Source organism: Amycolatopsis sp. CA-161197 (assembly GCF_050942255.1).
Taxonomy (GTDB): Bacteria; Actinomycetota; Actinomycetes; order Mycobacteriales; family Pseudonocardiaceae; genus Amycolatopsis.
The window spans coordinates 473,555-498,614 of record NZ_CP192059.1 but is presented as its reverse complement, the minus strand read 5'-3'; the positions used below and the strand labels follow the sequence as shown (position 1 = coordinate 498,614).

Annotated in this window: 28 protein-coding genes and 1 tRNA gene; 10 read left to right on the top strand and 19 right to left on the bottom strand. The window is 69.5% G+C overall.

Annotated elements, in window-relative coordinates; genetic code table 11:
- Positions 1-211: 211 nt before the first annotated feature.
- Complete coding sequence (locus ACQPXB_RS02465; protein WP_432857243.1) at positions 212-1,063, top strand: LLM class flavin-dependent oxidoreductase; 852 nt, start codon at positions 212-214, stop codon at positions 1,061-1,063.
- Between the two features lie 18 nt (positions 1,064-1,081).
- Here ACQPXB_RS02465 and ACQPXB_RS02460 read toward each other — a convergent pair whose 3' ends face one another.
- The 4 genes from ACQPXB_RS02460 to ACQPXB_RS02445 all read right to left on the bottom strand — a co-directional run bounded on the left by ACQPXB_RS02460 (position 1,082) and on the right by ACQPXB_RS02445 (position 4,106).
- Complete coding sequence (locus tag ACQPXB_RS02460; RefSeq protein ID WP_432849279.1) at positions 1,082-1,303, bottom strand: heavy-metal-associated domain-containing protein; 222 nt, start codon at positions 1,301-1,303, stop codon at positions 1,082-1,084.
- Between the two features lie 205 nt (positions 1,304-1,508).
- Positions 1,509-1,712, bottom strand: a complete 204-nt coding sequence (locus ACQPXB_RS02455) for a cold-shock protein (RefSeq protein WP_086855961.1) — start codon at positions 1,710-1,712, stop codon at positions 1,509-1,511.
- Positions 1,713-1,937: 225 nt separating this feature from the next.
- Positions 1,938-2,168 (bottom strand): hypothetical protein, encoded by a 231-nt coding sequence (locus ACQPXB_RS02450; protein ID WP_220247900.1) that lies wholly within the window; start codon positions 2,166-2,168, stop codon positions 1,938-1,940.
- A gap of 288 nt (positions 2,169-2,456) precedes the next feature.
- Positions 2,457-4,106: a thiamine pyrophosphate-binding protein gene (locus ACQPXB_RS02445; RefSeq protein WP_432849278.1), complete on the bottom strand. Its 1,650-nt coding sequence runs from the start codon at positions 4,104-4,106 to the stop codon at positions 2,457-2,459.
- A gap of 129 nt (positions 4,107-4,235) precedes the next feature.
- Here ACQPXB_RS02445 and ACQPXB_RS02440 point away from each other — a divergent pair, with 129 nt between their 5' ends.
- The 4 genes from ACQPXB_RS02440 (at position 4,236) to ACQPXB_RS02425 (ending at position 8,079) form a co-directional block, all read left to right on the top strand.
- On the top strand, positions 4,236-5,516 hold the full coding sequence (locus tag ACQPXB_RS02440; RefSeq protein ID WP_366577914.1) for a hydroxyacid-oxoacid transhydrogenase: 1,281 nt from the start codon (positions 4,236-4,238) through the stop codon (positions 5,514-5,516).
- The gene (locus ACQPXB_RS02435) at positions 5,510-5,923 is read left to right on the top strand and encodes an acyl-CoA thioesterase (RefSeq protein WP_366577613.1); all 414 of its coding nucleotides are present in this window, start codon (positions 5,510-5,512) and stop codon (positions 5,921-5,923) included. Before ACQPXB_RS02440 ends, ACQPXB_RS02435 begins: the two co-directional genes overlap by 7 nt.
- A gap of 100 nt (positions 5,924-6,023) precedes the next feature.
- On the top strand, positions 6,024-6,647 hold the full coding sequence (locus ACQPXB_RS02430) for a cysteine hydrolase family protein (RefSeq protein ID WP_366577611.1): 624 nt from the start codon (positions 6,024-6,026) through the stop codon (positions 6,645-6,647).
- A 217-nt stretch (positions 6,648-6,864) separates the two neighbouring features.
- Complete coding sequence (locus ACQPXB_RS02425; RefSeq protein ID WP_432849277.1) at positions 6,865-8,079, top strand: cytochrome P450; 1,215 nt, start codon at positions 6,865-6,867, stop codon at positions 8,077-8,079.
- Here ACQPXB_RS02425 and ACQPXB_RS02420 read toward each other — a convergent pair whose 3' ends face one another.
- The 7 genes from ACQPXB_RS02420 to ACQPXB_RS02390 form a co-directional block, all read right to left on the bottom strand.
- Positions 8,080-9,330 (bottom strand): cytochrome P450, encoded by a 1,251-nt coding sequence (locus ACQPXB_RS02420; protein ID WP_366577607.1) that lies wholly within the window; start codon positions 9,328-9,330, stop codon positions 8,080-8,082.
- Positions 9,327-9,857 carry a GTP-binding protein gene (locus ACQPXB_RS02415; RefSeq protein WP_366577912.1) on the bottom strand — a complete coding sequence of 177 codons (531 nt, stop codon included), beginning with the start codon at positions 9,855-9,857 and terminating at the stop codon, positions 9,327-9,329. The genes ACQPXB_RS02420 and ACQPXB_RS02415 overlap by 4 nt, the downstream gene beginning before the upstream one ends.
- A 52-nt stretch (positions 9,858-9,909) precedes the next feature.
- Complete coding sequence (locus ACQPXB_RS02410) at positions 9,910-10,269, bottom strand: DUF742 domain-containing protein (RefSeq protein ID WP_386946024.1); 360 nt, start codon at positions 10,267-10,269, stop codon at positions 9,910-9,912.
- Positions 10,266-10,679, bottom strand: coding sequence for a roadblock/LC7 domain-containing protein (locus ACQPXB_RS02405; protein WP_366577603.1), 414 nt, complete (start codon positions 10,677-10,679; stop codon positions 10,266-10,268). The genes ACQPXB_RS02410 and ACQPXB_RS02405 overlap by 4 nt, the downstream gene beginning before the upstream one ends.
- Before the next feature lie 67 nt (positions 10,680-10,746).
- A complete protein-coding gene (locus ACQPXB_RS02400; protein WP_432849276.1) occupies positions 10,747-12,198 on the bottom strand; it encodes an ATP-binding protein in 1,452 nt (483 codons plus the stop codon).
- A gap of 494 nt (positions 12,199-12,692) precedes the next feature.
- The gene (locus ACQPXB_RS02395) at positions 12,693-13,904 is read right to left on the bottom strand and encodes a glycosyltransferase 87 family protein (protein ID WP_432849275.1); all 1,212 of its coding nucleotides are present in this window, start codon (positions 13,902-13,904) and stop codon (positions 12,693-12,695) included.
- Between the two features lie 149 nt (positions 13,905-14,053).
- On the bottom strand, positions 14,054-14,761 hold the full coding sequence (locus tag ACQPXB_RS02390; RefSeq protein WP_432849274.1) for a LysR substrate-binding domain-containing protein: 708 nt from the start codon (positions 14,759-14,761) through the stop codon (positions 14,054-14,056).
- A gap of 37 nt (positions 14,762-14,798) precedes the next feature.
- Between ACQPXB_RS02390 and ACQPXB_RS02385 the strand changes: the two genes are divergently transcribed.
- The 4 genes from ACQPXB_RS02385 to ACQPXB_RS02370 all read left to right on the top strand — a co-directional run bounded on the left by ACQPXB_RS02385 (position 14,799) and on the right by ACQPXB_RS02370 (position 16,850).
- Positions 14,799-15,170: a DUF5997 family protein gene (locus ACQPXB_RS02385; protein ID WP_366577595.1), complete on the top strand. Its 372-nt coding sequence runs from the start codon at positions 14,799-14,801 to the stop codon at positions 15,168-15,170.
- Between the two features lie 116 nt (positions 15,171-15,286).
- Positions 15,287-16,090 (top strand): metalloregulator ArsR/SmtB family transcription factor, encoded by an 804-nt coding sequence (locus ACQPXB_RS02380; RefSeq protein WP_432849273.1) that lies wholly within the window; start codon positions 15,287-15,289, stop codon positions 16,088-16,090.
- Positions 16,087-16,674: a dihydrofolate reductase family protein gene (locus tag ACQPXB_RS02375; RefSeq protein ID WP_432849272.1), complete on the top strand. Its 588-nt coding sequence runs from the start codon at positions 16,087-16,089 to the stop codon at positions 16,672-16,674. The genes ACQPXB_RS02380 and ACQPXB_RS02375 overlap by 4 nt, the downstream gene beginning before the upstream one ends.
- Before the next feature lie 100 nt (positions 16,675-16,774).
- A tRNA-Lys gene (locus tag ACQPXB_RS02370) sits at positions 16,775-16,850 on the top strand.
- A gap of 11 nt (positions 16,851-16,861) precedes the next feature.
- Here the strand turns inward: ACQPXB_RS02370 and ACQPXB_RS02365 are convergent.
- Positions 16,862-17,359: a contact-dependent growth inhibition system immunity protein gene (locus tag ACQPXB_RS02365; RefSeq protein ID WP_432849271.1), complete on the bottom strand. Its 498-nt coding sequence runs from the start codon at positions 17,357-17,359 to the stop codon at positions 16,862-16,864.
- Positions 17,360-17,748: 389 nt separating this feature from the next.
- Here ACQPXB_RS02365 and ACQPXB_RS02360 point away from each other — a divergent pair, with 389 nt between their 5' ends.
- On the top strand, positions 17,749-18,996 hold the full coding sequence (locus tag ACQPXB_RS02360; protein ID WP_432857239.1) for an MFS transporter: 1,248 nt from the start codon (positions 17,749-17,751) through the stop codon (positions 18,994-18,996).
- Here the strand turns inward: ACQPXB_RS02360 and ACQPXB_RS02355 are convergent.
- The 7 genes from ACQPXB_RS02355 to ACQPXB_RS02325 all read right to left on the bottom strand — a co-directional run bounded on the left by ACQPXB_RS02355 (position 18,993) and on the right by ACQPXB_RS02325 (position 25,058).
- Positions 18,993-19,859: a GNAT family N-acetyltransferase gene (locus ACQPXB_RS02355; RefSeq protein WP_432849270.1), complete on the bottom strand. Its 867-nt coding sequence runs from the start codon at positions 19,857-19,859 to the stop codon at positions 18,993-18,995. The two genes, ACQPXB_RS02360 and ACQPXB_RS02355, sit on opposite strands and share 4 nt — an antisense overlap.
- Before the next feature lie 7 nt (positions 19,860-19,866).
- A complete protein-coding gene (locus tag ACQPXB_RS02350; RefSeq protein ID WP_432857236.1) occupies positions 19,867-20,322 on the bottom strand; it encodes an AraC family transcriptional regulator in 456 nt (151 codons plus the stop codon).
- A gap of 178 nt (positions 20,323-20,500) precedes the next feature.
- On the bottom strand, positions 20,501-21,475 hold the full coding sequence (locus tag ACQPXB_RS02345; RefSeq protein WP_386946005.1) for a GlxA family transcriptional regulator: 975 nt from the start codon (positions 21,473-21,475) through the stop codon (positions 20,501-20,503).
- On the bottom strand, positions 21,472-22,905 hold the full coding sequence (locus ACQPXB_RS02340; protein ID WP_432849269.1) for an MFS transporter: 1,434 nt from the start codon (positions 22,903-22,905) through the stop codon (positions 21,472-21,474). Before ACQPXB_RS02340 ends, ACQPXB_RS02345 begins: the two co-directional genes overlap by 4 nt.
- Positions 22,906-23,051: 146 nt before the next feature.
- Positions 23,052-23,492: a nitroreductase family deazaflavin-dependent oxidoreductase gene (locus ACQPXB_RS02335; protein ID WP_366577585.1), complete on the bottom strand. Its 441-nt coding sequence runs from the start codon at positions 23,490-23,492 to the stop codon at positions 23,052-23,054.
- 101 nt (positions 23,493-23,593) lie between these two features.
- Positions 23,594-24,196, bottom strand: a complete 603-nt coding sequence (locus ACQPXB_RS02330) for a TetR/AcrR family transcriptional regulator (protein WP_366577583.1) — start codon at positions 24,194-24,196, stop codon at positions 23,594-23,596.
- Positions 24,197-24,353: 157 nt separating this feature from the next.
- Positions 24,354-25,058, bottom strand: coding sequence for a GAF and ANTAR domain-containing protein (locus ACQPXB_RS02325; protein WP_366577581.1), 705 nt, complete (start codon positions 25,056-25,058; stop codon positions 24,354-24,356).
- Positions 25,059-25,060 lie beyond the last annotated feature (2 nt).

Below are 25,060 nucleotides of genomic sequence, written 5' to 3'. Positions count from 1 at the left end.
TGAAGCGGGATAGGGGAAGGGTTGCGGAGGGTTGCAGCTCGAATGCTCACCCGGACGGCCCAGTACTTCGGCCGGGGGAATCACCCAGCCGAGGCAGGGGATGAAGGGGCACACCGCGCGGCAGGACGCGCGCGATCCGGTGACGCGGCCCGGCAAACGGGTCGATCGTGTTAGACCGACCGGTAAATCCCTTACCCGGAAAGCGGTGAGCATGAAGATCGGTGTCGGAATCCCGAACCAGGTGCGCGACGTCCGCCCGCAGGTCATCCCCGAATGGGCGGCGCAGGCCGAGGAGGCGGGATTCTCGTCGCTGGCCACCGTCGGCCGGATCGCCTACCCCGGCGTGATGGACACGGTGGCACTGGCCGCGGCGGCGGGCGCGACCAAGTCGATCGGGCTCATGAGCGGTGTCCTGCTGGCGACGGTGTGGCCGGCGCCGTTGCTGGCGAAGGAACTCGCCGCCATCGACGGCGTTTCCGGCGGCCGGCTGACCGTCGGCTTCGGGATCGGCATCCGCCCGGACGACTTCGTCGTGGACGGACTCGGCACCAAGGGCCTCGGGGCGCGCATCGACCGCGACCTCGAGACGTACCGTTCGATGTGGACAGGACAGCCGGTCGGTGGCGGTGCCAACCCGGGCGTGCCGGCCGAGACCCGCGAGGTGCCGATGCTCTTCGGCGGCATGGCGCCGGCGTCGTTCGCGCGCATGGCCAAGTGGGGCCAGGGTTACGTCGGCGGCTCGGCTCCGGCGCAGTTCGTAGCCGGGCACTTCGAGCAGGCCCGCGCCGCGTGGAAGGACTCCGGCCGCGCCGGTGAGCCCTACCTGGTGGCGCTGGCCTACTTCGCGCTCGGCGACCCCGACCAGGGCCGGGCGAACGTGGGCGACTACTACGCCGGCGCGGGCGAATTCACCGAGCTCGCCGTGTCCGGCCTGTGCGGGACGCCCGAAAAGCTGAAGGCGACCATGACGTCGTTCGCCGACCTCGGCGTGGACGAGCTGATCTTCAACCCGGGCACCGACGACGTGGCCGACGTCAAGCGGCTCGCGGACGCCGTGCTCTGATCGGCTGATTCCGATCGGCTAGACGAGTGCCACGGTGCCTTCGTAGGTGTAACCCGCTTCTTCGACGGCACCGCGGACGGCGTCCTCGCTGAGCTCTTGGGCGCTGCGCACGACGACGCGGCCGGTTTCGACGTCGACCTCGACGCTTTCGACGCCCGGAAGTTCGGTGATTTCCTCGGTGACCGACTGTGCACAGTGGCCGCAGGACATCCCGGAGACGGTGTAGCCGTTCTCGATCATGGCGCGCAGCCTACGAGGTCCACGTCGGACACGATCGGGTGATAGCAGGGTGAGCCGGAGGCACGGAAGTCGTTGTCCGGCAAGGGAAACCAGATCGTGGGACAACCCCGGCGCAGCGCGCAACGGTATGGCGTACGACAGCGTTGACATACGAAAAGGGCCGCCACCCGTAGCGTGGGTGACGGCCCCTTCACGAAGGTCTAGGTCAGATGACGGTGACCGACGTGGCCTGCGGGCCCTTCTGGCCCTGGCCGATCTCGAACTCCACGCGAGCGTTCTCTTCGAGGCTCTTGAAGCCGCTACCCTGGATCTCGCTGTAGTGAACGAAGACGTCGCCGCCACCGTTGTCGGGGGTGATGAAGCCGAACCCCTTCTCGGAGTTGAACCACTTCACAGTGCCCTGAGTCATTAAATATCTCCATACATAACACCAAACGGGAAGCCACATCAGCATCCCGGGTCAAACCCGGGCGGTTTGCTTCCTCGAGTGAGGAGACACTACGCCCGCTGAAATCTGCGAGCGTGACTCACAAAAATCGAGACCATCTAAAGTAAAGCACAGCTCGTGGCACAGGGACAACCCGAGTCACCCGCGCTCACCCTCGTGACCAGGCCGGAGCCGGGCCGGGGTGAGCTATTCGCCACTCGCCGGACGCAGACCGCCTCCGAACGGCGAACGCCAGCCGGCGTCCTGGTCACCGACCACGACGGCCACGTCGTGGGCCTCCGCGACGGCGCTGAACAGCACCGGCACGACACCCGAGGTCTCGCGGACCTGCTCCGTCGCCGTGCGCGCCCCGGCGGCGCGCGCCGCGGCGGTGCGGGCTGACGAACCACGTGAAACCGTGGTCTTTTCGTCGGCCATGTTGAACTCCCCTCGTTCCCACCCGCCTCCCAGCGGGCGATGCCGTGATGATGTCATCCGGCACCGACAGAAACCGGCTGTTCCCGTCCGGACCAGACCACTGAATCGGTAACCCTCGCGCCACGGAAGCTGATCCGTGCGCGCGGCGCGTCCCGATACGACCGTGCATGTGACTCTGCCGGATCCCGGTTCTCCCGCGAACCCCTGGGAACACCGCCAGGCTACCGGAGCCACCCCCCTGCGGCCACTGAACTCTCCCGGCGTTTCCTGTTGCGCGCCGGAGGAAAATCACTGCCCGGGCGATTGCGGGCGAACCGCGCTCAGCAAAGTGCTCAGGCGGACGTCCGGCGTTACGACGTCCGGGTCCGTCCTCACATCGATCACACACGGACGCTGGCGCACCAACGCACTCGCGACGATCGCTTCGAGCTCTTCGCGATCGTCCACCGTGTACCCGGCAGCGCCGAGCCCGCGCGCCCACGACGCGAAGTCCGTGAGCGGAATCGTGACGCCGGAGAGCCGCCCGTGTGCACGGGCCTGGTGCATGGCCAATGCCCCGTGGACGCCGTTCTGAAACACGACCACCATCACCGGCGCGCGGTAGCGGACGGCGGTCTCGATCTCCTGGCCCGTCATGAGGGTGCCGGCGTCGCCGACCATCGCGACGACGGCGCGGCGCGGTTCGGCGAGCTTGGCCGCGATGGCAGCGGGCACGGCGTAGCCCATGGCCGCGTTGCTCGGGCCGAGCTGGCTGCGCGGTGCGGTGAAGCACCAGTAGCGGTGCATGAACTGCGCGAAGTTGCCCGCGTCACTCGTGACGATCGTGTCCTCGGGCGCGAGCTTGCGCAGGGCGCGGATCACGTCGACGGGGTGCACGCGCGTGTTGCCGCTCGTGTCGGGCGGGGTCATGAAGGTGTGCACGGCGGCGTTGGCCGCCGATGCCCGACGCGCGCGCGGCGTCGCGATCGTGCGCAGCTCACGCAGGAACGGCTCGACCTCGGAGTCGACGCGGAAGGTGAGGCCGCGGCGACGCTGCTCGTCGATACCGGTGCCGACCAGCACGAGCGTCTGCTGGGCCGTCGGGTAGCGGTAACCCTGGGTGGTCACCTCGTCGAGCTGGGTGCCGAGGGCGAGCACGAGGTCGGCGCGTTCGAGGGCGTCGAGTTGACGCGCGGGGATGCCGAGGCCGAGGTGGCCGGCGTAACGCGCGTGCGTCTCGGGGAAGGCGTCCTGGCGGCGGAAGGCGTTGTAGACAGGCAGGGCGAGCTCGTCGGCGACGGCGATCAGCTCGTCGCGCGCCGAACGCGCGCGGCCGCCGACGATGACCACCGGGTAGCGGGCCTCGTCGACGAGCCCGGCGACGGCTTCGGCCGAACGGCCCAGCGTGCCCGTGACCGGCGGGCGCACCTTGGCCACCGGCTTGGCCGAGTCGTACGGCACTCCCCACGCGTCGCTGGGCACGCCGAGCACGACCGGTCCCGGACGACCTTCGCGACAGCGCGTGAGCGCTTCGGCGAGCAAGCCCGGCACCGCGTCGGGGTCTTCGGCGCGCACGCACCACTTCGCGATGGACTCGAACATCGCCGTGAGGTCGGACGTCGGCAGCTCGCCGGTGATCGTGCGGTCGAGCGCCGGCGTCTCGAGGAGGACGACCATCGGCGTCTCGTCCTGGTATGCCGTCTGCACCCCGATGGCGAGGTTCGCGGCACCCGGGCCGCGGCTCGCGAGCAGCACGGCGGGCCGTTCGGTGAGCTTGCCCTCGGCTTCGGCCATGAACGCGGCGCCCGAATCGTGGCGCGCGGAGACGAGTGTCACTTCGCGTTCGCGCTGCAACGCGTCGAGCAGCTCCAGGAACGCTTCGCCGACGACCGCGTACACCCGGCGGACCTGGGCCTCGGTCAGGATGCGCACGGCCGTCTGGGCGACGGTCGCTCCCAATTGGTATCTAATGAGGAGAGCTTAGGGCGGCACGGTTCACCGCAGTCAAGTGATCTTCGGGTAATGACTGCGAAAATGGGACGAATGTCCGCTTTGACCGCCCGCTGGCAGGAAGCGAGGACCACGGCCTTGACGTCCCCCGAGCATGAAACCGTTTTCACGTATGGCGCCCCCGCGTTGAAGTACGGCACGGGATCCAGCGACGAGATCGGTTACGACCTCACGCAGTACGGCGTTCGCCGGGTACTCGTGGTCACGGATCCGACCGTCGCCGAGACGGGGTGGCCGACGCGGATCGCCTCGGGGATCGAGTCGTACGGGATCGCGACGGAGATCTTCGACGGCGTCCACGTGGAGCCGACGGACGTGAGCATGCAGAAGGCCGTGGACTTCGCGCGCGGGAGCGGGCCGTACGACGCGTTCGTCGCCGTGGGTGGCGGGTCGAGCATCGACACGGCGAAGGCGGCGAACCTGCTGACGTCCAACGAGGGCTCGCTGATGGACTACGTCAACGCGCCGGTGGGCGGCGGGCGGGCGCCGTCGAACCCGTTGAAGCCGCTCGTGGCGGTGCCGACCACGACGGGGACCGGGTCGGAGAGCACGACGGTGTGTGTGCTCGATGTGTTGTCACTGCGGGTGAAGAGCGGCATCAGCCACCTGCGGCTGCGGCCGACGCTGGCGGTCGTGGACCCGCGGCTGACGGTGACGCAGCCGGCCGGGGTGACCGCCGCGTCCGGGATGGACATCCTCTGTCACGCGGCGGAGAGCTACACGGCGAAGCCGTATACGTCGTTCGACCGGAAGAAGCCCGAGCAGCGGGTGCCGTACTGCGGGTCGAACCCGTTGGCGGACATGTTCGCGGAGAAGTCGTTGTCGTTGCTGTCGTGGGCGTTGCCCCGGGCGGTGCGCGACGGTTCGGACCTGGAGGCGCGTGAGGCGATGGCCCTGGCGGCCACCTTCGCGGGGCTGGGGTTCGGCAACGCCGGGGTGCACATCCCACACGCCAACGCGTACCCGATCGCGGGGCAGGTGCGGGAGTTCCACCCGGACGGCTACCCGGGCGACGAGGCGATGGTGCCGCACGGGATGGCGGTGTCGCTGACGGCGCCCGAGGCGTTCCGGTTCACGTTCTCCGCCGCGCCGGAGCGCCACCTGCGGGTGGCGCGGTTGCTGGCGCCGGACTTCGAGTGGGCCGGGGACTTCGAGGACCACCTGCCGGCGGTGCTGGTGAACCTCATGCGGGAGATCGGGATTCCCGCCGGCATCGGTGCGGTCGGGTATGCCGAGTCCGATGTGGACTCGCTGGTCTCCGGGACGCTGAAGCAGCAGCGGTTGCTGGCGACGGCGCCGCGGGAGGCTTCCGAGGCCGACCTGGCCGGGATTCTGCGATCCTCGGTGCAGCTGTGGTGAGTTACCCGTTCTGGCAGACGGTTCCCTTGCGGTGGAAGGACAACGACGTCTACGGCCACGTGAACAACGTGGTGCACTACTCGTTGATGGACACGGTCATCAACACGTGGCTGATCGACCGCGGTGGGCTGGACATCGAAGCCGGCGAGGTGATCGGGCTGTGCGTGGAGTCGCGGTGCCAGTACCACGCTTCGGTGTCGTTCCCGGGGTCGTTGCGGGTCGGGCTGCGGGTGGCGCACCTCGGGCGGTCGAGCGTGCGGTACGAGATCGGGATGTACACCGCCGCCGAGGTGCTGGTGGCGGAGGGGCAGTTCGTGCACGTGTTCGTGGACCGGGAGTCTCGGCGGCCCGTCGAGGTGACGGGGAAGCTGCGGGAAGCGCTGGCGGAGCTGGCCCCGGCCGGTTGATTTTCAGCCAGTGGAAACCCTCCTGGTGGGGGTGTGGTCCGGCCGGTAGGTTCCCGACTCCCGAAGCGGCTCCCGAAGTGGCTCGACCGAGGTGGCGACTGTGCGATTCGACGAGGAAAAGCTGAACCCCGCCAAGGCGGCCGTCGTGGTGGTGGACGTGCAGAACGACTACTGCCACCCCGACGGCGCGTGTGCCCGGCGTGGTGAGGACGTGAGCGCGGCCAAGGAGATGGTCCCCCGGCTGCAGGCGCTGCTGGCCGGGGCGCGAGCGCACGGGGTGCCGGTCGTGTTCGTGCAGACGGCGCACGAGAAGGCGACCGACTCGGCGGCGTTGACCGCGCGGTCCGGCGGCCGTTCGGGTGTGGTCTGCCGGGCGGGGACGTGGGGCGCGGAGCCGTTCGAGGTGGCGCCGCTGCCAGGGGAAACCGTGGTGCTGAAGCACCGGTACAGCGGATTCGTGAACACGCGGCTGGATTCGGTGCTGCGCACGCTGCGGGCCGAGACGCTGGTGATGGCCGGCGTGAGCACGAACGTCTGCGTGGAATCGACCGCGCGGCACGGTTACATGCTCGATTACCACATCGCGTTCATGGGCGACTGCTGCGCGGCTTTCACCCAAGCCGAGCACGACGCCGCGCTGATGAACATCGACAAGTACTTCGGCGCGGTGATGGACGCCGATCAGCTGCTGAGCACGTGGGATTCGATCGCGCCGAGGGGCTGAAGGCGTCCGGTCCGGTAATTCCCGGTTCGGTAATCCCGATGACCGGAAAAACTCTAGTGAGTGACGCGCGGTCCCCGATCACTACGCGCCGACACCGGACAGTGTTCGGCCGGTAATCCACCTGGAGCAGTGGTCTGCTCCAATGGCCTGAATTTTCCCCGCACACGCAACGTCCGTCGATAACGTGGATGTTCCACCGCCAGAGCGAGGGAGCTCCATGACCACGGCACGTCACGCGCCGGACATCCTTTCCGCCGAATTCGCAGCCGACCCGTATTCCGCGTACGACATCATGTTGGAAGACGAGCCCATCGTCTGGCATGAAGGTATGCAGAGCTACATCGTTTCCCGCTACGACGACGTCGCCAGGGCGTTTCGGGAGCCGGTGTTCACCACGGACAACTACAGCTGGCAGCTGGAGCCCGCGCACGGGCGCACGATCCTGCAGATGAGCGGGCGCGAGCACTCGATCCGGCGGGCGCTGGTGGTGCCGGCGTTCCGCGGCAACGAGCTGGAGCAGAAGTTCCGGCCCGTGATCGAGCGGAACTCCCGTCAGCTCATCGACGGCTTCCGCGGCCGCGGCGAAGCCGATCTGGTGCAGGACTACGCGCGTCACTTCCCGATCAACGTGATCGTGGACATGCTTGGTCTGGACCAGAGCGACCACGAGCGGTTCCAGCACTGGTACACCGCGATCATCGGCTTCCTCGGCAACCTCAGCCAGGACCCCGACGTGGCCGCGGCCGGCGTGCGCACGCGCGAGGAGTTGGCGGAGTACCTGATCCCGATCATCCGGGCCCGCCGCGAAAACCTCGGCGACGACCTGCTTTCCACGCTCTGCTCGGCCGAGGTCGACGGCACGCGGATGAGCGACGAGGACATCAAGGCGTTCTGCAGCCTGCTGCTCGCCGCCGGCGGGGAGACCACCGACAAGGCGATCGCCAGCGTGTTCAAGAACCTGCTGGAAAATCCGGAGCAGCTCGCGGCCGTGCAAGCCGACCACGGACTGATCCCGAAGGCGTTCGCGGAAACGCTGCGCTACACGCCGCCAGTGCACATGATCATGCGCCAGCCCGCCGAGGACATCGAGATCTCGGGCGAGCGCGTACCGGCCGGCAGCACCGTGACCTGCCTGATCGGCGCGGCCAACCGCGACCCGCGACGGTTCGGGAACCCGAACGAGTTCGACATCTTCCGCACGGACCTTCCGACGGAGACCGCGTTCTCCGCGGCCGCGAACCACCTGTCGTTCGCGCTGGGCCGGCACTTCTGCGTCGGCGCGCTGCTGGCGAAGACGGAGATCGAGGTCGGCGTGGCGCAGCTGCTCGACGCGATGCCGAACGTGCGGCTCGCCGACAACGCGGACACCCACGAAGCGGGGGTGTTCACGCGCGGGCCGTCGGCGTTGCCGGTGCGGTTCACGCCCAACTGATCAGCCCCAGCTGGCGACGTGGCTCGCGACGTACGTCGGCGTGAACGTGACGGGCAGCGACTCCAGCCCGCGCATCCACATCGACCGCTGCCACTTCAGCGACTCGTCCGGAACCGACAGCGACAGGTCGGGCAGCCGGTCGAGCAGCACCTCGACGGTCGTGCGGGCGATGACCTCCGCGACCTCCGGTGCGGGGTGCGGGCAGCCGTGTTCGCCGTGGCCGAACGACATGTGCGCGTGGTTCCCGACGGCGCCGCCGGCGAGGTCGGGGCGCACGTGCGGGTCGGCGTTCGCGGCGGCGAGGCCGAGCACGAGCAGGTCGCCGGTGCGGATGCGGCGGCCGCCGAGCTGCGTGTCGCGCGTGGCGAAGCGGCCGATGAAGTTCTGGGTGGGCGTGTCGTGCCAGAGGACCTCGTTGAGGGCCTCGCCGACACTGCCGCGCCCGCCCGAGAGCGTCATCGCGAAGCGGTCGTCGGTGAGCATCAGCCGGATGGTGTTGCCGATCCAGTTGGCCGTCGGCTGCTGCGCGGCGGCCGTGACCACCAGCAGGTCCTGCACGATCTCGGCGTCGGTGAGCCCCGCGGGGTTTTGGGCCATGTGCGAAGGAACGTCGTGGCCGGGCTGCCGGTGCTTGAGCGCCAGCAGCCGGCCCATCGCCTCCTGCACGCGGCCGTACGCCGGGATCGCGTCGGGGCCGACGTCGAGGGAGATCGCGACGTCGCGCACCAGCGCCGGGGTCTCGGCCTCGGGCATGCCGTACATCTTCGCGATGGCCAGCAAGGGGATCTGCATCGCGAACTGCCTGATGAGATCGGCCTCGCCGGCGCCGGCGAACGTGTCGATCAACCGGTCGGCGATCTGCTCGCAGTGCGCGCGCAGGTCGAACTGGTCCACTGCGGACAGTGCGTCGCCGATCGCGCCGGCGCGGCGTCGGTGCTCCAGCGCCTCGGTGAACATCACCGACGGGTTGTGCGCCACGTAGGGCAGCAGCGGCCAGTCGGCCGGCACGTTCTCCCATTGGTTCCAGCGGCGCGTGTCGCGGGCGAACAGCTGGGAGTCGCTGGTGACCTGGTGCACCTCGCGGTAGCCGCAGACCAGCCACGCGGGGACGTCGCCGTCGAGCAGCACCGGGGCGACACCGCCGTACTCCTGGCGGATCCGCCCGTACAGGGTGGCCGGATCTTCCTGGAACTGCGCGCCGTAGAGCTTGATGAAGTCCTCTGTGGACACTTCAGGCCGGTGTTCGGTCACGGCTGGTTCTCCCGGGCGGTGGACAACGAGTAGAGGTGGTCGACGAGCGAGATCAGCACCTGCTTGGACGAGTCGCGGCGGCGCGCGTCGCAGTCGATCAGGGGCACGTCGGGCGAGAGGTCCAGCGCGTCGCGGACCTGGTCGAGATCGTGGGCCGGCGGCTCGAAGTTGTTGCGCGCCACGATGAACGGCGTGCCGTGGTGCTCCAGCCGGTCGATCGCGTACCACGAGTCGGCCAGGCGGCGGGTGTCCACGAGGACCACCGCGCCGAGCGTGCCGGAGAACAGCCGGTCCCACAGGAACCAGAAGCGCTCCTGGCCGGGCGCGCCGAACAAGTACAGCACCATGCGCTCGTCGAGGCTGATGCGGCCGAAGTCGAACGCGACCGTGGTCGTGGTCTTGCCCTGCAGGCCCTGGTCGATGCCGACACCGGCCTGCGTCATCGTCTCCTCGGTGCTCAGCGGCCGGATCTCGCTGACCGACCGGACCATCGTGGTCTTGCCGACGCCGAAGCCCCCGACGATCACGATCTTCAGCCCGTCGGCGGCGGTGGCGGCCAGCGGGGCGCGAGGGGTGCGTTCAGAGATTGCGGAGTCCAACGAGCACCTTCTTGAGGAATTCGGAGTCGGGGATGGACGCGCGCTGCAGCGCCGACGAGGGGTGGCGGGCCGAGACCTTGCCGCTGTCGAGCAGATCCGTGACCAGGATCTTCACGACGCTCACCGGCAGCGAGAGCTCCGAGGAGAGCTCGACGACCGACGTCGGGTGCAGGGTGATCCGCAGGATCCGCACGTGCTCGGACTGCATCCCGGCCGACGGCGCCGACTCGGCGACGATGATCGTGACGAGGTCGAGCTCGATGTCGTCGGTGCGGCTGCGCCCGCCGGTGAGCGTGTAGAGGCGGTCGGGGTCCTCTTCCTCGACAGCGCGGCGGATCATGCCGTCGGACCGGCCTGCGCGTAGCGCGGAGCGGCGGTCAGGAACGCGCCGATCTGCTCGACCAGCTCGTCCATGTTGTGGCCGATCAGGCCGACGTCGGCGTCTTCGGCGGCGATCACCGCGAGGTGCGCGCCGATGCCGGCCTCGACGATGAACAGGATGCCGCCGTGGAACTCGGTCATCGAGTTGCGGATGCCGCCGCTGCCGTCACCGAACTCGGCCGATGCGCCGTGTGAGAGCGCCTGCACGCCCGCGGCGATCGCGGCCAGCTGGTCGGCCTTGTCGACGCTGAGGCCGGCGGTGTGGCAGAGCTTGAGGCCGTCCTTCGACAGCACCAGCGCGTGGACGGCTCCCGGCGTGTTGCCGACGAGGTTCTCCAGGAGCCATTCGAGGTTCGTGTTCTGGGTCATCGAGGATCCGGGGGCGGAAAACGCGCGCCCCCTCACTCCAATCTGGGGGTTCCGGTGCGGCAGGGGCTCAGTCGTTGTCATCGGCGTCCGCCTGCGACTCGGCCGGACTGGTGGCGACCCTGCGGGTGCGGCTCTGCTGGAACGCGCCGAACCGGGCGCCGCTGTCGCCGTGGCTGCGGTTGGTCGGCCGCGGGCCGGGGCTCGGCGCCAGCTGGCGCGACGCCGCGAGCGTCTGCCCGCGTGGGCGCTTCGGCAGGCCGCCCGACTCGCTGAGCGCGGGCTCCAGCGTGCCGCGCGTGGACTCGCGTTCCTCGACGCGCACGGCGCTGACCACCGCTTCGCGGCGCGACTGCGTGTCCAGGACCGGGTCCGAGAACGGGTCGGTGCGCGGCTGCGTGATCAGGTGGTTGGGGATGCGCAGGACCACGCCCGTGCCGCCGCGCGAGGACGGGCGGAAGAACACGTGCAGCTGGTGCTTGCGGGCGAGCTGGCCGACGACGGCGAGGCCGAGGCGCGTGCCGGAGATCGTGGTGAGGTCGAGCTTTTCGTTCTGCGCCACGGCGAGCTCGGCTCGCATGAGCGCCTGCGGCTTCATGCCGAGGCCGCCGTCCTCGATGGTGATCACGGCGCCGTTGTGGAGGTCCTCGACGTAGACGTGGACCTCTTCGGAGGGGGCGGAGAACTTGGTGGCGTTGTCCATCAGCTCGGCCAGCGCGTGCATCACGTCCTCGGCGGCGTACCCGGCGATGGCGCTGCCGCTGGTGGAGTGGATGCGGACTCGCGTGTACGCGCCGATGCGGCCCATGGCGCCGCGCAGGATGCTCTCCATGCGGATCGGCTTCGCCCAGCGGCGGCCCGAGCGCGCGCCCGTGAGCACCGCGATGGAGTCGGCGAGGCGGCCGGCCTGGGCGGTGCTGTGGTCGACCTTGAGGACCTCACCGAGCATGTCCTCGGGGCAGTGGTTCTCCATCTCGCGCAGGTCGGCGAGGATGCTGGTGGACAGCGCCTGCACGCGGCCGGCGGCGTTCGCGCACGCGGCCGTGGCGGCGGCGCGGCGGCGTTCGCCCTGGGCGACCTCGTCGATGAACAGGCGCATGATCCGGTTCTGGAACGGGTCTTCCGGCAGCTGCGTGGAGTTGTAGACGTCGGCGGCGCTCGTGCCGTCGCGCAGGCGGTTGGCGACGGCCGGCAGGATCTGGTCGACCATCATGGAGAGCTCGAGGTTCACGGCCGTCGTGTGCCGGGCCTCGACCTCGGCCCGGTGCTCGGCGTGGCGGGCGCGCTCCTCGATCTCGGTGAGCGCCGACGACCCGCGCGTGGCGAGGTAGACGGCGACGACGAGGGCGACCCAGGTGACGGCCGCGACGACCGCGACGAGCACCCGGTTCTGCTCGGGCACCTCCAGCGTCACCCACGCCCACAGCGCACCGGCGACGACCGCCGTCACCGGGACCGCGACCGCGGCCGGGACGGCGCGCCCGCGCTGCTGCGCGTGGCGGGCGGGCAGTTGTTCCGACATGGCTTCAAGTCCTCGCGTCCGGTTGGTGGCAGGCCGTGCGCCGGGTTGGTGGTGTTGCTTGCTGTTCCGGTTCGTCGTTCTGGCTCGTTGTTCGGGCTCTTCGCTGGTTCACGGCTTTCGGCAAAAGCGCGGTTTTCGCTTCCCGCCGGTGGCGCCGCTCCCCCATGCCTGGATGACGGGACCCGGATATTAGCGCCATCACATCCAGGCTGCGAGCACCAGTGCCCTGGCGAGGTGCTAATAGGGCCTCACGGCAGTGGTTTGACGAGGGATTTCCGGCCTGTCGCCACTCTTCGCGTTTCCCGATGTGACGCTGCGTGTGATCACGGCGCACCGCGGGACCTTTCGCGCGGCCCGGGCGTTGTGCGTGGCAATTCCCCCGAACAGAGCAGTGCGTTCACCGACTCAGCCCTGGCGGGCTCGCGGCGGGGTGACCGATTGTTTGGCGCGGTCACTCGACGGGGAGAGAAATTGTTCTGTTTCGGTGGTCGCGATTATGAATTCTGTTCGGTGAGTGGGGAAAAGCGTCCGGTGGCGGTTTGCGCCGGTTCTTCGAGGCGGACCGCGGCCGGTTGCGTGACGACCAGCAGCCAGGTGAGGAAGCCGAGGGCGAGCAGGAGGTAGGAGTCGCCGACGACGTGCTGCCAGGGTGTCCAAGCGAGTTCGCGCATGTCGCTGTTGGGCAGGAAGGCGTGAGGCGCGGCGATGAACACGAGCGCGCCGGCGGCGAGGGCCGCGCCTTGGCGGGTGGTGCGGACGCGGGTGGCCAGGATGATCAGCGCCGGGGCGACCCAGACCCAGTGGTGGGACCAGGAAATCGGCGAGAGGACGAGGACGGCCGTCGCGTTGACGACGAAGGCGAGCGGCGGGTCGACGCGGCGCATCACGGCCACGGCGGCCGCGATGACGAAAGCGGAGATGCCGAGCCAGAGCACGTCGTACGCCAGCGGCGGCAGGTTGAGGCGGTGGAGCGCGCCTTCGATGGTCTGGTTGGTGGCGTAGGGCGAGCCGCTGAGGCCGGCCGCGCCGGTGATGCCGCCGTGGAAGAAGTACTTCGCGGAGGCGGCCGGGGCGACCAGGAAACCGAGGGCGGTGGCCGCGGCGCCGGCGATCAGGGCATTGCGGGCGGAGCGGAAGTCCTTGGTGAGCAAGAAGAACAGGAGGAAACCCGCGGGGGTGACCTTGATGGCGGCCGCGATGCCGACGCCGATGCCGCGGGGCCGGCGCGGGTGGGGCATGAGGATGTCGACGGCGACGAGGGCCATCAGGACGAGGTTGATCTGCCCGAAGGAGAGCGTGGAACGGACGGGCTCGAAGGCCAGCGCGGCGACGGTGAGCGCGGTGGCCGGGAGCACGGCGTTGAGGCTCGGTTTCACGCGGCGGACGGTCGCGTAGAGCGTGACCCAGAGGGCGACGACGGAGACGAGGTCCATCAGCACTGCCGAGACGGCGAGCGGCGGGAGCGTCATGACCGTGAAGACGACGGCCGCGAACGGTGGGTAGATGAAGGGCAGCGGCGTGCCGGCGGTGGTGGCGGGGAGCTGTCCGTAGAGGTCCCCGCCGTGGAGGACCGCGTCGGCGCCGAAGCGGTAGACCTGCAGGTCGACGGGGCCGAAGCTGCCGACGACGGCGAGCACTCCCCCGACGATCACCGCTGCGGCGGCAGCGAAGAGCAGTTTTCGCTTGGCGGGTTGGTCTTGCAGCATGTCCCCAGTCACCTCGTGCTCCGGTGTGCTTGATCCGGAGTCCGAGCTTGCTGGGAACGGCGTTTTTGTTGATCATCTGAACGGCCGGGCCGGGCCGGCCGTTCGGCTGGGGTTCGCGGGTGAGGTGCGGCCGAATGGCCGAGGCGGGGTCAGCCGCGGCGGCGGGGTTTGCCGCGCTTGGGAGGCTGTTGGGGTTTCTTGGGGTTCTTGGTTTTGGCTTTGGCCTTGGGTTGTTTGGGTTCCGGCGCTTTTCCGCGGGTGCTGTTGACGGTGCGGCCGCGGACGATGCCGATGAACTGTTCCATCAGGTCCGTGGTCTCGTCTTCGAGCCAGGACAACGCGACCTGGGATTCCGGGACGTCGACGAGAGGCCGGTAGGTGAGGTCGCGGCGGTGGTGCAGCCGGGCGAGCGACTGGGGCACCACGAGCAGCCCGACGCCGGCGGCGACGAGCTCGATCGCGTCGGCCGTGGTCTCGGGCCGGTGCTCGGCGAGCTTGCCGGGCGGGTGGGGCCAGTCGAGGGTGTCGTCGTGGGGGTGGAGGAAGAGCTCGTCGCCGAGGTCCGCGACCGTGACCTCGTCGGCGGCCGCGACGACGTGGTCCTTCGGCACGACGACCACGGTGGTCTCGATGTAGAGCGGGATCGCGTGCAGCCCGGTGCGGTCGATGGGCAGGCGCAGGAGCGCGGCGTCGACTTCTCGATCGTGGATCTTCTGGGTCGCTTCGGGTGGGTCGATCGTGTTGAGGATCAGCGGCACCTTCGGCAGGCGCTCCTGCCAGGTGCGGACCCACTTGCCGGGCGTCACGCCCGGGACGTAGCCGAGCGTGAACGAGGGCGGTGCGTCCGGGCCGGTCACGCAGGCCAGGTTACCGACGGTGGTTACCCTGGGCCCCATGACCTCGCGCAAGACCCCCCAGACGATGAAGCCCGCCACCGCCGCGAAGAAGCTCGGCGTGTACCTGGAGGCGACCCCCTCGTCGTTCCAGGAGGGCGCCGTGTCGCGCGACGAGCTCAACGCCCTGCAGACCGACCCGCCCGAATGGCTCCGCGACCTGCGCCGCAACGGCCCCCACCCGCGCCCCGTGGTGGCGGCGAAGCTGGGCATCTCCATCGGCGGCCTTTCGCGCGCGGGCCTCACCGAGCCGCTGACGACGGCCCAGATCGACGAGATCAAGGCCGCGGAGCCGGAGTGGCTGGAGCGGGAACGCGCCACGCAGGCTGAGGTGCGCCGGGAGGCGGCTCGGGTGAAGGGGTCGGAAGGCTGAGTCTTCGGGCTCCGCGGACTTCTGCCGGCTGATTTTTCTTGGTGAACCCGCAGGTCAGCGTTCTGTTTGCGTATATTCCTTGACAAGAATATTCCGGTCGAGGAATACTTCTCCGCATGAACGAGATCGCAGCAGCTTTGGGTGACGGGGCGCGGTGGCGCATCGTCGAGTTGCTGGCGGGGCGGCCGAGGTCCGTGGGGGAGCTTGCGGAGCTCACGGGGCTGCGTCAGCCGCAGACGACGAAGCACCTGCAGGCACTCGCGAAGGTCGGTCTGGTGTCCGTGACGCCGCTCGGGCAGAGGCGGGTGTACGCGGTCGACGCCGTGCCGCTGAGGGCGTTCACGGATCGGCTGGAGGTCATCCTCGGCAAGGTCGAGGCGCACGCCGGCGAGCGAGACGTGCTCGAGCGGTACCGGGCGGCCGTCGAGGCCGAGACGGCGGCCGCGGATCGGGACAAGTGGGCGGACGGGCGGGAGTTCTCGTTCGAGCGCCTGGTGCCCGCGCCGCCGGACGTGGTGTGGCGGTACTGGGTGGAGCCGGCGAAGCTGGCCGGCTGGTGGGCGCCGCCGGCGTTCTCGGTGGTCGAGGTCGTGCTCGACCCGGTGCCGTGTGGCGCGGCCGTGGCGGAGTTCCGCGACGCCGAGGCCAGCTACCGGTCCGAGGGCCAGGTGCGGGAAGCCACCGAGAACGAGCGGCTCGTGTTCGACCTGGCCGTGCTGGGCGACGCGTCGTTCACGACCGAGTACGAGCTGGAGCTCGACGAAGTCGCCGAAGGCACCCACCTGCGGCTCGGGCTGCGCATCACCGACACGACCGTCGAGGCGGCGCCGCACATCGCCGGCATCGCGACCGGCTGGGGCCAGGTCCTCGACAACCTCATGGACACCATCAAGACCGACACCCTGGGAGCACAGAAATGACCCGCACGGTTTCCGCCAACATCAGCATCACCCTCGACGGCCGCTACAACGGCGCGGGCGGCCCCGGCGACCTCGCCGCGATCGTCCCGTACTCCATGACGGAGGTCGCCCGCAACCACCTCGCCCGCCTCCACGAGGGCGCCACCACGGCCGTCCTCGGCCGCGTGAACGCCGAAGGCTTCCTGGGCTTCTGGCCGACCGTCATCGACAACGAGGACGCCGACCCCCGCGACCGCGGCTACGCGAAGTGGCTGGTGGACACGGAAAAGGTCATCCTGTCGACTACGCTCACCGAGGCCCCATGGCCCCACGCGCGCATCGCCAACGCCCCCGCCGCCGACGTCATCACCGACCTGAAGGCCAGCGGCGAGGGCGACATCCTGGTCAACAACAGCACCACCGTGATCAAGGCCCTCCTCCAAGCCGACCTCCTGGACCGCCTCTACCTCATGCTCACCCCCGAAATCGCCGGCGCCGGCCAACGCCTCTTCGACGACGGCCTGCCCGCCACCAAGTGGCAGCTCTCCCTGCAGGAAACCGGCGCCCTCGGCGAGATGGCCATGGTCTACGACCGGGCCCGGTGAGCCCCTGTCCACTGTGGATCCCCCACCCCACCCACAAGGTGACGAGGATCAAGGCCCACCCTGCTGGTGAGACGGCGACCGCCCGCTAAACTGACCCCGCGGGCCGCTAGCTCAGTTGGTAGAGCAGGAGACTTTTAATCTTCGGGTCCAGGGTTCGAGCCCCTGGCGGCCCACCACTTTCCGCAGGTCAGAGCTCTGATTGAGTCGAACGACCTGCCTTCGTGGCGTGTTCTGTCCGAGTGTCTCGTGGGTCGCTTTCGGCGCGACGGAACTCGTCGATCTGGTGCCAGATGGTGTCGTGTGGTGCGTCGTGGTCGTCAAGGTTGCCCAAGGCTTCGACTGCTCCGATCACGGCCGACGCACGACGATGTTGGTCGGGGTGCTGCTGCCAGTACGGCTGTGGGATCTTCAGGACAGCCACGAGCAGGTCGCCACGGTAGAAGTCGCCTTCGGAGAGTGGGCGCTGGTCGAGGCGGGACAGGGCAAGGGGCATCAGGACGTCAACGCTTTCCTGCTGAAGCAGCAGCACGCGAAGGTCTTCGGTGTCCATGGCACCGATTGGCTTCTGCCGCAGCTCGTAGACGGTTTCGACCAGCCGGGTTGCATCGGCCGGCGGGTTGCCCCAGTGACTGTTTTCGATCTGCTCGACAGTGAGCGACTTGTCGACATTAGGACTGGTCCCCATGGCTCCTCGTGTCAACTTTCGTGGCCATCTGCTGGAAGGTGCTGTCCGCGCGAAACCCAGCGTTCACGGTAGTCGAGTAATCGGCCTGCTTCGGACAGGTCAGCCTCGGCAGCAGGGGTCTTCCGACGTCAGACGGCTCGCTAGTGCCCTCGTGCTCACTTCGCAACGATCATCGACGGTTCAACCGTCGGCCGGGATGGGGTGCGTTTTCGGAAGAATGCAGTGCTCGTCTCTACGTCAGAGGAAACCAAGAAGGGCGCGAACCATTGTTTCCGACGATAACCGCCGCATAATCAACCCAGCCAGGCAGAACCGCTGATTGTCAAGCCTGGCAGTGAAAATGCTCGGTGCGGTAAGATCATTGCGTGTCGAGCGTGGCGAAACAGAAAATGGGTGGGCTGTTCCGACATCGCGATTTCCGGCATTTTTGGCTGGCCGACGCGATCAGCCAAGTCGGCACAAGGGTGAGTGGCACCGCGATCTCGCTGCTGGTCGTGATCACGCTGCACGCCACGACGTTCGAGGTTTCGGTGCTGCGGACGCTGCAGACGTTGGCGTACTTACTCATCGGACTGCAGGCGGGGGCGTGGTGTGACCGGGTGCGGAATCGGCCGGTGCTGGTGGGTGCGGATTTGGGGCGGGCGGTGGCGCTGGGGTCGATTCCGGTGGCCGCGGTGTTCGGGGCGTTGACGATCTGGCAGGTGTACGCGGCGGTTTTCGTCGCCGGGGTGTTGACGGTGTTTTTCGATGTGGCGCACCAGTGGTTTCTGCCGAGGCTGGTGGCGAAAGCGGATTTGATCGAGGGGAACGCGAAGCTGAAGTTCAGCACGTCCGCGGCGGCGCTGGTGGGGCCCGGGTTGGGTGGGCTGCTCGTGCAGTGGCTGGCGGCGCCGGTGGCCGTTTTGGTGGACGCGGTGAGCTATCTGTGGTCGGCGGCGTGGTTGAGGACGGTGCGGGTGCGAGAGGGCGTCGCGCCCGGACTGCGGGAAGCGGCGTTGCGGGAGCAGATCCGGGAGGGGCTGCGGCTGGTGCTGCGCCATCCCGTGTTGCGGGCGATCGCGTTGAACAACATGGTGTCGGCGTTGTTCTCGAGCGCGTACCTGGCGATTTCGACGCTGTTCCTGGTGCGGGTGATCGGGCTGTCCGCCGGAGCGGTGGGGCTGCTGGGGAGCCTCGGCCTGGTGGGGGCGTTGCTGGGGTCGGTGCTGGCCAGGCGGCTGAGCAGGAAGGTCGGCGCGGCGCGGTTGCTGGTGACGGTCGTCGTGGTGGAGGGGCTGGCGTACCTGCTGGTCCCGCTGACCGGGCCCGGGTGGCAGCTGGCGTGGTACGTGGTGGCGGGGCTGTTCACGAGCACGTGCGTGATCATCGTGATCGTCGTGCAGGTGAGCTTCCAGCAGACGCTGTGCCCGGATCACCTGCTCGGCCGCATGAACGCGACGATGAACTTCCTCTACTGGGGCGCCGCGCCGGTCGGCAGCCTGCTCGCGGGCGTGCTCGCGACCGGGATCGGGTTGCGGCCGATGCTGTGGGTGGCGGGCGGCGGGATGCTGCTGGCCGCGGTGCCGCTCGTCTTGTCGCCGTTGCGGAGGATGGTCGATCTGCCCGCGGGTGAGGTGAGCGAGACGTCGCCGAGCTAGGCGGGGCGGTAGCGGTCGTGGATTTCGGGCAGGGCCTCGAAGCCCGCGGACCGGTAGGTGGCCACCGCGCCCGTGTTGGAGCTCAGCGTGTAGACGAGGGCGCTCGACGACCCCAGCGACCGGAGGGTGGCGGCCGCGGCGACGGTGATCGCGCGACCGTAGCCCTGGTGGCGGTGGTCGCGGTGGACGCCGAGGGGTTCGATGAGGCCGGGGCGACCGGGGCCGGCCGACCAGACCGTGATGGCGGCGACCGGGGTCCCGTGGGGGTCGGCGGCGAGGAGACAACGGGCGTCGGCGTAGGGGGCGCCCGCGGCCATCGTGTGCCAGGCGTCGGTGGTGAACGTCGACGCGGTGAAGGCGGCACGTTGGACGGCGGCGCGCGCGGTCGCTTGCGACGGGCCGACGATCTCGAAGCGCACACCGGGCGCCTCCATCGGGGCCGAAAGGTCGCGGCGAAGCGGGGTCCACGGCTCGTCGAGCGGCCAGCCGGCGTCGGCGAGCAGGCCGTGGAGCAGGGCGTCGGCGGGGACCTCCAGGTTGACGCGGCCCGCGGGGAGGACGCCCCGATGAGGCGAGGTGACGTCGGCGAAGAGCCGCTGGGCCAGGCCGTCGTCGCGACGGGTGTCGGGCGACGTGGTGAGGCGCAGCAGTGTGGGGCCGTCCTGAAGACCGACGGCGACGAGCCGCCCGGCGCGGCGCCAGGTGCGCAGGGCCTCGGCCGTCCGCGCAGCGCCGGCGCGCCAGAACCAGCCCACGTCACCCGGGTGGAGCTGCCACGGGGCGCGGTCGCGCTGCCACCCGCGCAGCGCGTCCACGACCTCGGGCAGCTCAGCGACGGCCGGGGCGCTCAGCACGATCGACATGGCCCGATCAGACAAGACCACGCTGACTGCGGCAAACGATTAACTCAGCCGCCAGTACTGGTGAACCGCCTCGCGAAAGGCTCGGTGGTCGCCCGAACCGGCAGGCGAAAGCGCGCCGCAACAACGTCCGAGCGAACCTGACCTCGCGCGCAATGGTGGCGATCGGAAGGCCGCTGGGGCCACACCGAACCGGCGGGCGAACCCGCGGCCCAACGACGACGGCGAACCCGCCCAGCGCACGATGGCCGCAACGGCATCGTCGAACGATCCACTCGGCCACCCGCGCTGGTGCAACGCTCCCGAAAGCCGCCGGGGTCACGCCGAACTCACGGGCGAAAGCCCGCCGCAACGACGACGGCGAACCAAAACCGACCTCGCGCGCACTGGTGGCGATCGCGCCGTCGCCCGACCAACTCAGCCGCCAGTGCCGGTGAGCGCTCGCGGAAGGTCGTGGGGGTCGCACCGAACCGGCGGGCGAACGCACGGCCCAACGACGACGCGAACCCGACCAGCGCACGATGGTCGCAACGGTATCGTCGAACGATCAGCTCAACCCCGCGCCGGGGCAACGTTCTCGAAAGCCGCGCGCGTCATACCGACCTCACGCGCACTGGCGGCGAGCAGACCGTCGAACAACAAACTCAACCCCCCGTACTGGCGAACCTCTCCCGAAAAGCCGTAGGCGTCACACCAAACTCACGCGCAAAAGCGCGACGCAACGAAGCCGGCGAGCCGAACCCGACCTGGCGCGCGATGGTGGCGATGGCGTCGTCGCAGGATTCGAGGCGGGATTTGGCGGCTTCGATGCGGAGTTGTTCGACGTAGTGGGCCGGGGTGGTGTCGAGTTCGTCGCGGAAGAGGCGGTTGAGGTGGCGGACGCTGAGGCCGGCCGTGCGGGCCATGCTGGCGAGCGAGTGGGGCGCCGCGGGGTTGGCGGTGATGGTGTCGAGGAGTTTGCGCAGTGGCTCGTGGCGCGGGTGTGTGATCCTCGAGCGGACGCTGAACTGCGACTGCCCGCCCGGGCGCTGCATGAACACGACCATGTCCTTCGCGGCGGCGCGTGCGACGTCGGCGCCGAACTGGCGTTCCACCAGGGCCAACGTCAGGTCGATGCCGGCGCTGACGCCTGCGGACGTGACGACCTTGCCGTCCCACACGAAGAGGGCGTCGGGGTCGACGGTTGTCGTCGGGAAGCGCGTGGCGAGTTCGCCGGTGAAGCGCCAGTGCGTGGTGGCGCGGCGGCCGTCGAGCAGGCCCGCGGCGCCGAGGAGGAAGGCGCCGGCGCAGATCGACGCGACGCAGCCCGCCCGAGCCGCGAGGGCGCGCACCGCGTCGACCATCGGCGGTTCGAAGGCGCTCGACGCCCAGTCCGCGCCGCCCGCGACGAGGAGGACGTCGCAGGTGCCGGTGACGTCGGCGATGCGGCCGTCGACCGCCAGCGCGGTGCCGTTGGACGTCGCCGCGGGGTGGCCGTCGGGTGAGACGACCGTGATGTCGTAGCGCGCGCCGAAGTCGTTGGCGGTGGTGAGGACTTCCAGCGGCCCGGTGAGGTCGAGCAGCCGGACGCCGTCGTAGGCCAGCACCACGACCCGGCGCGCACCGTTCGACGCGCTCACCCGCCACCTCCGTTCAGGGTCGGTTTCGATGCTAGCCGCGGCTTCGGCAGGAAGACGGCCGCGACCAGCGCGGTGACGGCCATCAGACCCGCGGTGACGGCGAAACTCAGCGCGTAACCACCGGCGGCGGCATGGGCGCCGTCGGCCCCGGACGAAAGCAGCGAACGGGTGTGCGCGTCACCGACCGCGACGAGCGAGGCCAGGCCCAGGGCCATGCCGATCTGCTGGGACGTGTTGTTGATTCCGCTGGCCGTACCCGCGTCGGCGCCCGTGGTGCCGTCGACGCTGGCGATCATCCCCGAGATCACCGCGAAGCCGGCGCCGAGCGGGAAAAGCAGCATGCCGATGAGAACGTCACGCACATAGGAACCACCGACGTCCACGCCCGCGAACATCACGAACGCGGCGGTGAGCAGCAGCAGGCCGAGCACCATGACCGCGCGCTGGCCGATGCGCGGGATGAGCCGGGCCGTGAGCCAGCCGGTGAGCATGAACAACGGGCCGATCGGCAGGAACGACAACCCGGAGTACAGGGCGTTCAGGCCGGCGACCTGTTGCAGGTACAGCGCCATCGTGAAGAACAGCACCCCCATGGCCGCGCTGAACGTCAGCAACACGAAGTTGCCGATCGCGCGGCGCCGGGAAAGCAGGAAACCCAGTGGCACCAACGGGTTGCTCGCCTTCGACTGCCACCAGCCGAACACGAGGACCAGCACTACACCCACCACCGCGGCCCACCGGCCGGCGGACGCGAGCAGGCCGTAGACGATCAGGGTCAGGCCCACGGTCGCGAGCACGGCGCCCGCGATGTCAGGACGGCCGCGCCGCGGGCTCCGGCTTTCCGGCACCAACGCGGGCGCGCACACGAAAGCGACCACCGCGATCGGCAGGTTCACGAAAAACACCCAGCGCCACGACAGGTACGTGACCAGCACGCCGCCCAGCACCGCACCGAGCGCGGCGCCCAAACCGCGCAGCACGCCCCACGTCGACAGCGCGCGGGAGCGTTCGGCGGGTTCGGTGAACAGCACCGTGACCAGCGACAACGCGGCGGGCGCCACCAACGCGCCGCCGACACCCTGGAGCACGCGGCTCACGACGAGCATCGCCGGCGTCACCGCCACGCCGCCGATCGCCGACGCCACCGCGAACAACGCGAGCCCCGCCAGGAACACGCGGCGCCGCCCGAGCGCGTCGGCGATCCGCCCGCCCAGCAGCAGGAGACCGCCGAACGGGAGCGTGTAGCCGTTGACCACCCACGAAAGCCCGACGTGGGAGAAGGCGAGGTCGTGCTGGATCGGGGCGAGCGCGACGTTGACGACGGTGGTGTCCAGCAACAACATCAGTTGCGCCACGGCGAGGACGATCAGCCCCCACCACCGCCTCCGGGCGGCAGCGGGGGACGCCGTGCTGGGCAACGCTGAGGACATCGAAGGCACTCCCAAGACACTCCACGGGCCGGCGCTGATCGCCGGCCCGTGGGTTCCAACTGCCACCGATGCCCGGGCGATGGTCCAGAACGTGCCGTGCGACGGGCAGTTCTGGCCACCGTCACCCGCGACGAAGTCGAGAGCGCTCAGGCCTCGATCGGGCTGAGGACGAAGATCGGCATCTTGCGGGTGGTCTTGGTCTGGTACTCGGCGTAGTCGGGCCACACCTCGACCGCGCGGTCGTACCAGGTGGCGTACTCGGCGTCGTGGACTTCGCGGGCCTCGTAGTCCTTCTTGACGGGGCCGTCCTGCAGCTCGACGTGGGGGTTCGCGACGACGTTGTAGTACCAGACCGGGTTCTTCGGCGCGCCGCCGAGCGAGGCGACCACGGCGTACTCGCCGTTGTGCTCGACGCGCATCAGCGGGGTCTTGCGGAGCTTCCCGGTCTTGGCACCCACCGAGGTCAGCACGATGACGGGCTTGCCCTGGTTGTCCGTGCCGTCCTGGCCACCGGACTTCTCGATCAGCTCCGCCTGGTCACGGCTGAAATCGAAGGGGCTCGGCTCGTATTCGCCGGTCAGCGGCATGTCCGCACCTTTCGTATCGGGGGCCTCGCCCTGAGACCCTTAAACGGACTATACCCCGCTTCGCCGAGTGGACGTGACCGCGGCAACACCGACGGTGAAGATCAGCCGCAGACGCGTTCGACCAGGGTTTTCCAGCCGGCCGCGAGATCCCGCGGCATGGTGGCGGGGGCGGTGCCGTCCGGGGCGCGCAAGTAGAGCAGGAGCGGGCCTTCGAGCGCGGCCGTCAGCTGCAGGGCCAGCGCGTGGACTCCCGGGACGTCGGGGCAGGCCTCGCGCAGCAGCATCTGCACGTGGAACAGCGACGGGCTCGCCGAGACCGGGATGGGCTGCCCCGGATCGAGTGCCGCGCGGGCCAGCACCGTGTGCTCGATGAGGAACGCCATGCGCGCGTGGCCGAAGGCGACGAGGCGTTCGACGGCGGGCGCGCCCGGACCCAGCGGCGGCGGGCCGTTGAGCACGCGCTCCTGGAACGCCGTCTCCTCCACGTCGAGCAGCGCGAGAAAGATGCCGGCGCGCGTGCCGAAGCGGCGGAAGACGGTGCCCTTGCCGAGGCCGGCGCGCTCGGCGAGGCCGTCCATCGTGACCTTGTCGGCGCCGAGCTCGTCGACCATCGCGCGCGCGACCTCGATCAGGTGCGCGCGGTTGCGGGCCGCGTCGGCGCGCTCCTCGCGCGGGCCGCCCAGGGGGATCGCGATGGGTTCCACGACCGGCACGCTACCCGTCGCGGGTCACCCAGCTCCACGGTCTGGCAGTGCGACTCGGACGTGCGCACCCCGGCTGAGCCGCACAGGAATCGCGGCTGCGCGGGAATGTACGGTCGATCCGGTGGTACCGGTTTCGCCGGCGCCGCGGCGGGATGGGTCAGCGGTCGGACACCGTGGTCACGAAACGCGTGGCGATGTCGCGGAGTTTCGTGTTGGTCGTCTGCGATTCGGTGATCAGGCGTTGCATGGCTTCGTCCGCGGTGATGCGGTGGATGGCCATGAGCATGCCCTTCGCCTGTTCGATCACGGCGCGCGACTGCATCGCGTGGTCGAGCTGTTCGGCGCGGCCGCGGGCGGCGCGGTAACGGTGGTGGGTGCGAAGGCCGAAGGCGACCATGGTGACGTAGACCTTGAGCAGCTGGCTGTCGAGCTCGCGGAAGCCGTGGTCGCCGAAGCCGAAGAGGTTGAGGGCGCCGGAGAGCTCCTCGTCGATGCGCAGCGGGGCCGCGAGGTAGCTGCCGAGGCCGAATTCCTTGGCGACGTCGGTGAACTCGGGCCAGCGGTAGTCCGCGGCGGGCAGCGACAGGCGCACGATCTCGCCCGTGTCGGCGGCCTGCAAGCAAGGGCCTTCGCCGGCGGCGTACTGCGCGGCGTCGACCTGGGTGGCACGCGGGTCGGTGGTCGCGGCGGTCTCGCCCTTGCCCGAGCGGATCACGGTCACGCTGGCCAAGTCGGCGCCCGGCACGGCGCGCACGGCTTCCGCGCAGATCACCTCGAAGAGCGCGGTTCCCTGCTCGTCGTCCTCGAGCGCGCGGGTGAGTCCGTGCATGGCCTCGGTGAGCTCGTCGAGCTCTTCCGACATCT